Annotated in this window: 13 protein-coding genes; 3 read left to right on the top strand and 10 right to left on the bottom strand. The window is 49.6% G+C overall.

Annotation, left to right across the window (positions count from 1 at the left end; translation table 11 throughout):
- Positions 1-87: 87 nt before the first annotated feature.
- From IBX50_RS12315 to IBX50_RS12290, 6 genes are read right to left on the bottom strand one after another with little or no spacing between them, the layout of a single operon-like run.
- The gene (locus IBX50_RS12315) at positions 88-792 is read right to left on the bottom strand and encodes a hypothetical protein (protein ID WP_292256258.1); all 705 of its coding nucleotides are present in this window, start codon (positions 790-792) and stop codon (positions 88-90) included.
- 32 nt (positions 793-824) lie between these two features.
- A complete protein-coding gene (locus tag IBX50_RS12310) occupies positions 825-1,370 on the bottom strand; it encodes a hypothetical protein (RefSeq protein WP_292256257.1) in 546 nt (181 codons plus the stop codon).
- On the bottom strand, positions 1,370-2,479 hold the full coding sequence (locus IBX50_RS12305) for a beta-ketoacyl synthase N-terminal-like domain-containing protein (RefSeq protein ID WP_292256256.1): 1,110 nt from the start codon (positions 2,477-2,479) through the stop codon (positions 1,370-1,372). The genes IBX50_RS12310 and IBX50_RS12305 overlap by 1 nt, the downstream gene beginning before the upstream one ends.
- On the bottom strand, positions 2,476-2,745 hold the full coding sequence (locus IBX50_RS12300) for a phosphopantetheine-binding protein (protein WP_292256253.1): 270 nt from the start codon (positions 2,743-2,745) through the stop codon (positions 2,476-2,478). Before IBX50_RS12300 ends, IBX50_RS12305 begins: the two co-directional genes overlap by 4 nt.
- Positions 2,727-3,914, bottom strand: coding sequence for an ABC transporter permease (locus tag IBX50_RS12295; RefSeq protein ID WP_292256250.1), 1,188 nt, complete (start codon positions 3,912-3,914; stop codon positions 2,727-2,729). Before IBX50_RS12295 ends, IBX50_RS12300 begins: the two co-directional genes overlap by 19 nt.
- A 3-nt stretch (positions 3,915-3,917) precedes the next feature.
- Positions 3,918-4,811, bottom strand: a complete 894-nt coding sequence (locus IBX50_RS12290; protein WP_292256248.1) for an ABC transporter ATP-binding protein — start codon at positions 4,809-4,811, stop codon at positions 3,918-3,920.
- A gap of 120 nt (positions 4,812-4,931) precedes the next feature.
- Between IBX50_RS12290 and IBX50_RS12285 the strand changes: the two genes are divergently transcribed.
- A complete protein-coding gene (locus IBX50_RS12285; RefSeq protein WP_292256246.1) occupies positions 4,932-5,345 on the top strand; it encodes an antibiotic biosynthesis monooxygenase in 414 nt (137 codons plus the stop codon).
- A gap of 16 nt (positions 5,346-5,361) precedes the next feature.
- On the opposite strand, the gene IBX50_RS12280 is transcribed toward IBX50_RS12285, so the two are convergent.
- The 4 genes from IBX50_RS12280 to argA form a co-directional block, all read right to left on the bottom strand.
- Positions 5,362-6,237, bottom strand: coding sequence for a response regulator (locus IBX50_RS12280; RefSeq protein WP_292256245.1), 876 nt, complete (start codon positions 6,235-6,237; stop codon positions 5,362-5,364).
- Positions 6,234-6,461, bottom strand: a complete 228-nt coding sequence (locus IBX50_RS12275) for a hypothetical protein (protein ID WP_292256244.1) — start codon at positions 6,459-6,461, stop codon at positions 6,234-6,236. Before IBX50_RS12275 ends, IBX50_RS12280 begins: the two co-directional genes overlap by 4 nt.
- Positions 6,462-6,529: 68 nt before the next feature.
- Positions 6,530-7,930 (bottom strand): HAMP domain-containing sensor histidine kinase, encoded by a 1,401-nt coding sequence (locus tag IBX50_RS12270; protein WP_292256243.1) that lies wholly within the window; start codon positions 7,928-7,930, stop codon positions 6,530-6,532.
- Between the two features lie 2 nt (positions 7,931-7,932).
- The gene (gene argA, locus IBX50_RS12265) at positions 7,933-9,249 is read right to left on the bottom strand and encodes an amino-acid N-acetyltransferase (protein WP_292256241.1); all 1,317 of its coding nucleotides are present in this window, start codon (positions 9,247-9,249) and stop codon (positions 7,933-7,935) included.
- A 217-nt stretch (positions 9,250-9,466) separates the two neighbouring features.
- Between argA and IBX50_RS12260 the strand changes: the two genes are divergently transcribed.
- Together IBX50_RS12260 and IBX50_RS12255 are read left to right on the top strand one after the other, a co-directional pair.
- Entirely contained in the window at positions 9,467-10,864 is a 1,398-nt protein-coding gene (locus IBX50_RS12260) for a CYTH domain-containing protein (RefSeq protein ID WP_292256239.1), read from the top strand.
- A 328-nt stretch (positions 10,865-11,192) separates the two neighbouring features.
- A complete protein-coding gene (locus tag IBX50_RS12255; protein ID WP_292256237.1) occupies positions 11,193-12,185 on the top strand; it encodes a hypothetical protein in 993 nt (330 codons plus the stop codon).
- Positions 12,186-12,204 lie beyond the last annotated feature (19 nt).

Below are 12,204 nucleotides of genomic sequence, written 5' to 3'. Positions count from 1 at the left end.
CTGTAAAACCAAGGCCAAGGCATAAAATTAAGCATTAATTGCAACTGACATAAAGGCCACGAACCAGCCATCTAAAATTTTAACCCTTTAAAATGAAGTCTTTACTTCTTCTTTATACTTTTCCAAGCTAAGCATCATGATCTCTCTCCAGTTCTTCGTATTGGCCACCTGATAATTTCCCTGAGACCTCACCTGAATTTCTTTCTTTTCCAAGTCAGGTGATAAAACAGATAGATCTGTTTCTATTTCTGATGTAAGAGTTATAGCCCAGAACCCCGGATTCATCCATGACCAAAACTTTCCAATAGAGGCATCAATAATAACTGTTTCATTAGTAATATCAGATCTATTTTTAATGACAGTATATCCTAATTCTGAGAGTGAAAGAGCAAGCGAATCTGCAACAACGGTTTCAACAGTTTTGTTTTCTGGAAGAAGAATATCACCAAGTGCCTTTCCATAACTATTGCGCTTTCTTGCAATTGCACGTTTTTTTAGACTTTCAGAAGAGTTTGCTGAGCCACCAAGCCCTAATGATGGAACGTCAGGTGTTGCCGGTCTCTCCTCGAACACACGGTTATCTTTAACTGAATTAATATAGACAGTCTTGCCGTTAGGGTTGACTGCGCTACTTGTCGCAGGAACATTTAAATCTAAAACTCCCCGATTCGTTGCACAACCACCTAGAAAAAGAGAAAGCACGACTAGCAGCAAGACAGCTTTAAGGCGCAGTCGTATAAAACCTCTTAAGGGTTCTTCATTAAAGTTACGGTCAAGAGTTTCATTTTTCATATGTAGAGTCCTTTTTACTCAAGGGTTGGTTTTTAAATTGATTGACTGCTGAAGTTCGGTGTTTGCTGGCATAACCGATCAAAATCGGTCAACCCAGAAACAATGAGTGGAGCATCCAGTAAAATCACTTCAATTCTTGGCGCTGCCAGATTAATGCAGTTGATCAGCAACGCCTGTTTTACTGTACAAGCCAGATCCAGCTTGGCCAGCATCAGCAGATTATTCCAGATATTATCATTTGAGCAAAGAAAAAGGTTTGGCCCCTCCAGCTGTAATTCTTTTGCCAGATAAAATCCGGCTGCATTGCTGACACTATTTACAAATTGAAAAGGTTTTGGAGCCAACTTCTGGATGCACACGGCATTCAGAAGCTCCTGCATGTTTTTTTCATCCGGGTTAACGGATGCAACATAAAGACCACAACTGGAATGAAGCAGATGTTTTAAAGGCTTGGCTGCCAGCAGGCTAAGAAGAGTTAAACGGTCGGTTCTGCGCGGAGCCGAACCGATTTTTTGTTTAATTTCCCGATCAGTAATTGATGAGCTGCAATTCAATAGGCTGGCGGCAAGAATACTCATTACCCAACCCCCTGCAAAATCAGGCTGGCATTGTTACCACCAAAACCAGAAAAGTTAGCCATCACCAACGCATCCACTGGCAAATCAGGTACAGAAGTTGGCAGGTGTAAAATGGCTTCAGCAGCATAGTCAAAAGCCGGAATGGGCAGCTGGTTACTGATGCAGTACATCAACAAAACCACCTCAGCCAAGCCACAAGCCCCCAATGTATGACCCAGCCAGGGTTTAAGGCAGCAGCTAGCGGGACTAGAGACAGGAAAGATCCGCTGTGTAGCGGCCGCTTCAGCACGGTCGTTATTATCTGTACCTGTGCCATGATGTTTGATCAGTTGAATGTGTTCTGCTTTAACACCGGCCTCTTGTAATGCATGCTTTGCAACACCATAAATATGACTGCCATCTTCACGCGTAGAAGTCATATTGCTGGTATCACAACCGCTGCCACCACCGAGCAGTCGTGCACAAGTTGACTTGTGCTGCTCATCGGACAAGAGCACTGCGGCGTAAGCTTCTCCCAGAATTAGTCCGTCACGCTCAGGATGAAAAGGACGATATTGCCCGCTTTGGCTGTTCAATCCAAGCGAGCCGAAGCCTTGCAGTGTCAGTTCACTAGGTGTTTCATAAGCGACCACCAGCACCTGACGATAAATCTTCTGTTCAACAAGGCGGGCACCATAAATCAATGCATTGGCGGCACTGGTGCAAGCGGTGTTTAAAGCAAAAGAAGAAGCAAAACCCCAGGTACTCATTAAAATTTTGGCCATCAGATCCAGTTTATAAACATGGGTGGACTTAAAACCACCATCCTGAACAACTCGTTGTTCTATTTCCTGAATTTGCTGAGAAGTGCTGGCAAGGATAAGCAGGCAAGAGTCAAAAGAGCCACCACAGCTCGCCAAATAACTGCTAACAATACGATTCAGTCGTTGAACAAGAGGTGTTTTTATACCGGCAGCAAAAAAGAAATAACCCGCATTTTGAGAGCCGTCAGCACTTTTGCAGGCTTTGGCATCAGGCTTGATGTTACTGGTAAATTGACTGGCAGCAGAATCCAGTCGGTCAGCCAGAGCCGACTCCAGCCAGGGCTGGTTCAGGTACACACCTTTCATTTTTGTTGAGACCGGATATAAGCAGCAAGGCCATCTATAGATGTAAACGCCTTGCGCGCTGCTGTTGCACCCTCAATACGAACGCCGTAACGCTGTTGGATGGCCAGTGACATCTGCAGCGCATCCAGGCTGTCCATACCAACACGACTGGAGTTTCCCATCAAGGATTCGGTATCACTGATGGTTTGCCATTCGAGTTCATCTTCCTTGTCACACTCCACCACCAGCAGTTGTTTGAGTTCCTGGTTCAGTTTGTGGTTGTCCATTGGTTTTCCTTCAATCTACGACGAAAAAGTACTAAGCCCAGCCCGCCACAAAAGAGGGCGAACATCAGCAAATAAAAACACCACCAAGCAATGTCAGCAACACCGCCTTGCCCAGCCAGCAACAGGGTAAAAGCATCCAGTGCCCAGTTCATTGGGGATACACGGGCAAACTCCTGCATGGCTGTTGGCATCACACTGACGGGCACCATAATACCACCAATGGCAGCCAGGATCAGATTCAGCCCCCCACTCATCAACAGTGCCTGTTCACCGGTTCTGGCCAGTCCTGCAACAGCCAACCCCAGGCCACAGGTGGCCAGTGTCAGGCTGAATGCCAGCAGTATCCATGCCGGTAAGCTGCCGGAAAAAGCCAGTGCTGGTAAACCTAGGAGAGGCAAGAAATACAAACCCAGCAATAGCAGAAACACAAACTGCACCAGATTGATGGCAGCATAGGGCAGGAGTTTGCTGGTGAGTAACAAGGGCAGTTTTAATCCCAGAGTTTGCAGTCTCAGCAGCACACCACTGCGTTGTTCCTGTAAAAAGCTGTTTGCCATGGGCAGCATGATAAAAAACATACCAAAAATAAGCCAGGCAGGCACACTGTGTTGAACAGCACTGGGCTGATGATTTAACTGACCATCGGGCAGCCGATCCTGTTCGTTAATTTCTGCATGAGTCTGCTGCTGTACTGTCTGAAGTCGGGTAACAAGCGGCAGAGTTTCATCCAGATCACCAATATCACTCAAAAAAGCATGGAGGCGAGTCTGAGCCAGAGCCAACTCCGTGGCACCCCTGATACGCTGTCGGATCATCTGATCAGTTGTTGCAGGAAAAATAAGCTCCAGTGCGGACATTTTATTTGCCAGCAGCTGCTCAGAAAAACCAACCGGAAGACTCAGGACTGGCAAATCTGTCCGGCTTGAGTCCAGTAACTGACTGTCCTCCAGAATGGCCTGCAAGGCTGCGGAAAAAAATTGTGTGTCCAGATTTTCTTCTGTCAGAGACAATTGTAATGTCACGCTGGGAGGGTGGTTCTGATTAACTTCTGAGAGTGCTGCAGACATCAGCAATAAAAAGGCAGCGGGCATGATAAACAGCACTGCAACTGCATGAAGATCCCGACTAATCAGCCTCCATTCTTTAATAAGCAAAGCCTTCAGAATCATCCGTTATTCCTGCTCTGGGTTGCGAGATAAAGTTGCCAGATAAATTTGCTCCAGCTTTGGATTGCCAAAACTGATGTTACTTGGGTGTTGATCTGTGGGTAGCACAGTCAGTAATTGCAGGAGATCACTGGAGCTGGCTGGAGAAAAACTCACGCTGCGCGGCAGAACTATGGCATTAGGGTGTTGAATGAGTATTGCTGATATTGCTTGCGGTACAGCATCCGGCCATTCCAGCAGCAACTGGTGATTCCCTTTACGAAGTTCGTCCTGGGGTAGATCAAGACAGATCCTGCCACTGTCCAGCAGCAGAATACGGCTGGCAATTCGTTCCATTTCTTCCAGGTAGTGGCTGGTATAAATAATCGCAGCACCCTCACGGATCAGTTGCTCAACAACTGTTAGCATGGTACTGCGTGATGCAGCATCAACCCCAACCGTTGCTTCATCCAGCAGGTAAAGATCGGCAGGCTGCAGAATGCCCAGTGCAAAGTTAAGCCGCCGCTGTTCACCGCCGGATAACTGTGCAGCAGGGCAGTTCAGTTTATGCGCCAGATTAACCTGCTCAATGATGTTGTCCAGTCGTGCTTTTCGGGCTGAGCCTTTCAGTTGATAGAGACTGGCAAAGAGCTGCAGGTTTTCAGCAACGCTAAGACGGGCATAAAAAGCCAGGCTCTGAGGAACCAGCCCCAGCTTTAATCTTGCCTGTCTTTTTAAGTACCCGGAACCTGGTTGCTGCAGGCCACAGATAATCGACATCAGAGTTGTTTTGCCCGCACCATTATGACCAAGCAATCCAATGGATTCACCGCTATGGATGCTGAAACTGACCTGATGCAGTGCAGGGTGGCTCTGTCCAGGGTAATAATAGGTCAGATTTTCCAGATTGATCAGAGACATCTTCTGCCCGATTTGAATGTAAGCCTGCCTGAATAAATGTTTGGCGGCATTATACATAGACTGGATGTTTACTTATACTTTCATTGGGTTTTCAAAACAGGCTTAAAAAGGAGTCTTGCCATGTATAAAAAAATTGCAGCTATTTCTGTGGGTCTGCTTTTATTGACTGGTTGTGCAGGTGGTCCAGGTGGCCCTGGTCATCGTGCTTTTGAATCACAACTGGCCGAGTCCACTCTGGCACCAGTGCTTATGGGTCAGGGTTTTGTGGTGCGCTCGGCAGAGCATAAAAAAGTACTGGAAGATCAGTGGGTGCAGCTGGTTGAACTGCTGAAACAAGAACCTGGATTTGTATCGGCACAACTGAATCAGGGTGAAGGTTCATCACCACTGCGCCTGTCTTTGATTGAATGGGAAACAGCAGAAGGACTGAAAAATGCACTTGCGCAGGAAGCTGTGGCGGCACATCTGAGCTCTATGCGCTCACCACGTTTCCATCACCTGTTCAAACCGGGTGCTGATCGCTTTCAGCATTGATCAGCCTGCCCCATAACTAGGCCGTTGCTTTGCCTCTGCGAGCCTGTTCTTTAAAACGGGCAGGCTCCAGGGCGTGTTTATTCAACAGCTTATAAAAATCTGTGCGGTTGCGTCCAGCCAGTCGGGCTGCATCGGTGACCTTGCCTTCTGCCAGTCGTAATACCTTGATCAGATAGGCTTTTTCAAACTCAGCGCGAGCTTCGTTCAGTGGTGGCAGGTCACGGCTGTCATCCTGTAATACCCGATTCACCAGCTCGACAGAAATCATAGGCTGCTGGCTGAGTTCTGCACACTGCTCCACAACACCTTGTAGCTGGCGCACACTGCCCGGCCAGGGAGTTGCAGCCAGTAACTCCAGTGCTTCCGGCGCAAAACCATTAGCAAGGCTATCTAGACGCTCAGTCGCTTCACTGAGCAGCTGTCGTGCCATCAGCTGCACCAGCAGTGGGCTTCGGGTCAACAAATCGGATGCATCTCTGGACTGGTTGTTGGTTGGATGGTTTTTCTGCAGCTCATCAATCAGGGCAAAGAGTTGTTGTTTGTCGATGGGTTTGGTCAAAAAGCCGGAAACACCACGGCGTGTCGCTTCCACTGCATCCGGAATGGTGCCGTGTGCGGTGAGCAGGATGACGGGTAACCCTGGGTGGCGAGCCTGGATTTTTTCAAACAGCGCCAATCCGTCCATTCCATCCATACGCAAGTCGGACAACACCAGATCTGGCAAGGCATGTTGCAGGTGAGTCAGGGCTTCGACACCACTTTCTGCTGTGGTGACTACATGACCGGCACTTTCAAGCCGCAGAGACAGAAGCTTCAGCAGGCTTAGATCATCATCCACCAGCAGGATACGGGCTGGGTTTTCACTTCGCTGGACTTCGGGTAACAGTTTCATGGCTCATTACTCTGGCGTTGCTTGCGTTCATGCAGACTGCGTTCTATGGCAGTCAGGGCTTCCAGCTTGGCTGCCAGTGAATCACGTTCTGCTTCAAGTAACTGGATACGGGCTTCGGCCTGTTGCAGATCCAGCTCAAGGCTGTGGATACCCTGCTGCAGGTGTAATTGTTGATCCTTGCAGGGGCAAAAGTCCGTTTTGCCGGACTCATGATCCTGTTGCAAGGCAGCACAACCTGTCAGCAGTGTAAACAGTAAGCTAACGATGAAAAATTGTTGGTATTTGGACACACTTATTCTCGGCCTGTTGGTTCAGCAATCCATTCTAGCCGAAAGTTGATGGTGTTTCCCGGTGAAGGTTTGAGTCGTAATGTACCGTTTTGTGCTTTCATGCATTCAGCTGCAATTGATAGTCCTAGCCCGGAGCCTTTTACTGATCCGCTGCGACGGGAGCTGCCCTGAAAAAAGGGTTCAAACAGCCGTTTTTGTTCGTCGGGTGGGATGGGGGTGCCGTGGTTTTCCACTTCGATCCAGTGGCGGGGAGGCTGGCTTCCGGCACGCAGCTGGATCGGGTATTCAGGGTCACCATAATGGATGGCATTGGATATAAGGTTATCCAGAGCACTGCGTAGCAGTGAGAGATCAGCATACAGAGTGATTGTTGATGCAGGCAGCAACAGTGCCTGATTACGTTGCGCCAGCAGGGGTTTCCATGGCTCCAGTAGTTGTTGCAGCAGGCTGTTCAGCTGGACGCTGCTGATGCGAATCTGCTTTTTGCCCTGCAGCAGATTGTAATCCAGCAGTTGTTCAATCAACTGTTGCAGTCGTCGGCTGTTCTGCCCCAGCAACTGAGTGACTTCTTTTTGCTTGGGTGTCAGTTGTCCCAGTACTTCTTCATCAAGCAGATCACTGGCTTCACGTATGCTGGCCAGCGGTGTTTTTAATTCGTGGGATATATGACGAAGAAACTGCTGTTTTTGTTCTTCAATCTCACTGAGTTGTTGCTCGAGCCAGTTAAGTTGCTCATTCAGTTCCACCAGCTCTGATGGACCCTCATGCAGGTGTCTGGCTTTTTGTCGGGTGCTGGGGTTGGCAATGGCGTGGATACGGCGTTGCAAATAACCCAATGGACGCATCAGCCGCCAGGTGAAAAACAGCACCAGTAAAAAAGACAAGCCAGCCAGCAGCAGAAACTGCCATGCCAGCTGCTGCTGCAAGCGCAGAACTTCCTGTTGCAACTGGCTGAGTTGGCGATCCACAATTTGCTGACTTTGCAGGCTGATCAGATCCGTTTGAGCGGTCAGTCTTTCCATGTAGTCCGGTGTTAGCTCAGGGTTTTGCAGCAGTTGCTCAAGCACAGCCTGAGCCTCAGGAGGGTTAAACAGCACAAAAGGTTCTGCCAGCAGCTGTTGAAAACCTTGCAGCTGGCTTTGTAGCAGCTCCAGCAGATCCGCATTCTGCACCACCTGATACTGGCGGCTGGTTCGTTCCATATCCAGTGCCAATCCTGCCAGCGCGCGCGTACGGCGGGTAAAGGAAACGGCCTCTCTGGCGGTTAGTCCTGCCTGGGCAGAAAGATCCCGATGCGCGTTAAATGCCTGAAAAACCAACACTGCTAAGGGTAGCAGCACCAGCATAAAACCAAGCAACACCATTTGCAGCAGTGACAGGTTGGGTGACCGGAAGGCTGGCATAATCAAAGGTTTTTACAGAAAACACGGGAATTTCGTTGCCAGTTGTAGAGTGCCTGACGTGCAGCTGGCAGTTGCTCCACACTGGCGGGCACAAAACCTCGCTCCAGAAACCAGTGGGCAGTGTGGGTGGTTAACACAAACAATTGTTGGATGCCGGAGGCTTGAGCCTGTTTCTGAATGCTTTCCAGCAGCAGGTCACCGCGCTGTCCGTGACGGAACTCCGGGTCAACCACAACACAAGCCAGTTCAGCCTGATGCTGATCAGGATAGGGATACAGAGCCGCACAAGCGATGATGCTGCCATCCAGATCAATCACCATAAAACGTTCAATTTCAGCTTCCAGCCGTTCACGTGAGCGACGTACCAGCACACCACTTTCTTCCAGGGGTGCCAATAATGCCAGCAATCCCCCAACATCCTCGATACGTGCCTGACGCAGGGTTTCATAACGCTGCTGGGTAATCAGTGTGCCATCCCCATCACGGGTGAACAGATCCTGCAACAAGGCACCATTGCGTTGATAACTCAGCAGATGGGTACGTGCTACACCCCGGCGGCAGGCCTGGCAGGCAGCTCTGAGGTGACGCTGAAGGATGGGCTGATCACTTAGCTCCGGCAGCAGCATTTCAGCATCGGTGGGTGTTAAATCACGGATTAACTGGCCTTCACTGTCTTTTAAGCCTTCTGCATCTCCGAACAGCAAGAGTTTATCGGCACCCAGCTGAATCGCGACGGAAGTAGCCACTTCTTCTGCATTCAGATCAAAGGCTTCGCCGGTGGCGGAATAACCCAGTGGTGGTAACAATACCAGCATACCCTGATCCAGCAGTGACTGAATGCTCTTGACCTGAACCTTGCGCACTTCTCCGGAAAAGTGCATGTCCACCCCTTCACGAACACCCAGCGGGCGGGCAGTAATCAGATTGCCACTCATCACCCGCAAACCGGCACCATGCATGGGTGAGTTGGCCAGTCCCATCGACAGACGGGCTTCCAGCTCAATTCGCAGGCTACCGACACAGGAAACAACAGCCTGCAAGCGGGTGGCATCCACAATCAGCCGCTGTTGATGCTCCTGCCAACAGAGATTACGGCGCTCCAACTTCTCACGTAACTGCGGGCGAGCACCATAGGTGATCACCAGGCGAACACCCAGTGAGTTAAGCAGCGCAATATCAGCAATCAATTCACGCAGGCCGGGGCTGCGCAGTGCTTCGCCATCCAGATGAATGACAAAAGTGCGCCCCCGGTGGGCATTAATATAGGGTGATGCATGGCGGAACCAGTGTACATTCTGGTCCAGACTGGAATCCTGCAAGGTTGGCTCGCTTATTCAGTGACGAATGTTCAGTGATTAACACCACTGAGTTTAACCAAATCTAGCCTGCAGAATAAAGAAAATGATGATAGACAGAAATGCACCGACAGGCAGAGTCACAAGCCACCTGAGTTTGCGGCAAACAAAACCGAACATCAGTTGCGCCGCAGGTTATGGCATACTTCCCTGTGACACTCATCAAGGGCAAGTAAGACCTATGGCAAAGGAAACCGAACTCAAACTGCTGTTGCAACCGGATGATCACAACCGGCTGGATGCGCTGATGCAGGAGCTGAACGCCAGGCCACAAGCGATCCAGCGTCTGGAAAATATCTATTTTGATACCCCCGATTTTGATTTGAACCAGGCACGGGCAGCCTTGCGATTGCGTTTTACTGGCAAAGAATGGTTACAAACCTTAAAAACCAGTGGCACCAACCACGGCGCACTCAGCCAGCGTGGCGAATGGGAAATGCCAGTTAAAAACGCGGCGTTGCAGCCGGAGTTATTACCGCAAGAGGTATTGACCCCGGTGCTGATCAAAGCACTGCAACCCCAGTTCACCACCCACTTTACACGCCGCACCTGGCTGTGGAGCAGTGCAGAGGCAGAAATCGAAATTGCAGCGGATCTTGGTGAGGTGGCACTGGCGGATGGCTCCCCCCGAGACTTAAAACGAAAAGATTCGCTCAGTGAACTGGAGCTGGAGTTAAAACAAGGTGATCCGCAGGCATTGTTTGATCTGGCAAAAATTCTGGCAACCAGACTGACACTGCACCCTGGATTGGCCAGCAAGGCCGAACGAGGTTTACGGTTAATCCGTGGCGCTCGACCAGCAGAAAACAATAACCCTGTTAATAATAATGGTCAGGCAACGGTGGATCTGAACCAGCTGGCAGTACAGCAATTAAACAGCTGGATACAGGCCCATGAAAACTGGGCATTTAACGCAGCAGAAGAAGAGCTGCATCATGCACAGCGAGCTATGTTAAGGCTTCATGCGCTGCTGGTGATGCAGCAGCGGCTAAATCCTGCGGTGTGTCTGGGACAAGCACGTATTCAGATCAAAAAACTCTTGAAGGTTTTTAACCCTCTTGTGCTGGACAGCTGGCGTGATAAAAGCCTGCAACAACTCCAATTGCAGGAGCCTGCAGCCAGCTGGCGGGTGCAACAGCTGGGTTATGCCGCACGCCGCGCTTCTTATCGGCAGATATGGCAAGAACTATGGGTGGGGCAAGCCACTCTGGAGTTGATGCAAACCCTCTACACTCAAGCACAACGACCAGCAGCAGCGCCGACTCACCCAATCAAACTGTTACAAGCAGCCTGCGCTCATCTGCGTTTCCCACGCCAGCCACTGCACTGCCCTGTTTGGTTGCAGCGTTACCCGGCATTAGTACGGCTGGAGTTGCTGATACAACAAGTACAACCGGAAAACACTCAGGATCAAAAAAGAACCCGACAATTGCTGCAGGGTATAGAACGTTTAAGCGGTGATGTGGCATTGCAGCAACAGACCAATCTGCCGCAGTCGATCAAAGAACAGCTGGAACAACAAATTAAAACGCAACTGCTTGATCTTGGACGTTTGGCGCAGGCTCTCTGGACTGAGTGACTGATGGGATATTTGATGTGCGCGCGCGTGCGGTGCAACAGCAAAATATCCTGTTTAAAACTCAATTAGAGTGGCATGGCAGGTGATACAGCCAATTCACAAACTTATATGCTGTTGCAGGGCATAGCACAGCGACTCGATGACTCAGATCAAGGTTACAAAGCTGTTGCAGCATCATAATACTTTGGTCGAGTCAGTGTGGATCAGGTCATTGACAAGGCATAAAAAAGCATGAGAGTCTGCTGCACAGCGGTGAAGGACAGCCGGAGCCGCACCCTGAACCTGAACGAAATGAATTCGACCAATAATAAAAGAAGGTAAAAACGCTATGAAACTGCGTACAAAAATTGCTGGTACTGTTGCCCTTCCACTTGCCCTGGCTATCGCTTCTGCTGCTTCCGCTGCAACCATCGTAGATACTGATGCACACCGCCTACAAATCGGTGGTTTTGTTGCTGCCCAAGCTTACTGGGAAATGCCTGATGCCGGTGAAATGAACTACGGTATGGATCTTGGTTCTTCACGTTTAGGTATTAACTACACCAACAAAACTAATGCTGGTGACATTACCTACATGTATGAGCAAACTGTTGGTGGGAGACTTCGCCATGCGGCTATTCTCCATGACGGCTGGGTAGCCGGTCAGTCTTGGTCTTTCTTTGCCAACCTGAATGGTCTGGGTGAAACTCTGGATGCCAATGGTAACGCCATTACCTCCTCCTGGGCTTCTCGTAACCCCCTGCTGGGTAAGAACATTAATCTGGGCGACGGCATGTCTGTTGGTGTTGCTTTGGAAGAGCGTGGTACGAATAGTGGTAACGCTGTCGTTTCTGGCGCTACTAATGCAAGCCCTCTGCCTGACCTGACCGCTAACTTTAAAGGCAACTTTGGTGGTGTAGGCATTTTTGCTGCTGCTCAGATGTATCAAGTTAATGATCCTACTGATGCTAAAGCATCTGAAGGTAAAGTTCGCATGACCGCCAGTGCTTCTTTGCCACTGGGTGATACTATGGGCGTAAAAGCAGCTTTCACAGCTGACCCAGATCGCTATAGTGCGTTCTCTGCTTCTGCTCAGATGAAAATGAGCGATCAGCTGCGCACCAACTTGGTTGTAGAGCAAGTGATGGATGATGGTGCTGCTGGCGATGATTATATGCAACTCTGGGTGAACGCTATTCATAAAACAGCTTCTGGCTGGGAATGGGGTGCTGAAGTTCATATGGTTATGGGTGATGGCACTGTTATTGCGCCTACAGCTGGTGGAGCTGGTACTAAAGATGGTGATATGACTTTCCGCCTGCAGGCCAAATACGCTTTCTAAGTTAGTGGCTGATTATTCA

It is taken from the genome of Marinospirillum sp. (genome assembly GCF_014859565.1).
This window is presented reverse-complemented; position numbering and strand designations above follow the sequence as displayed.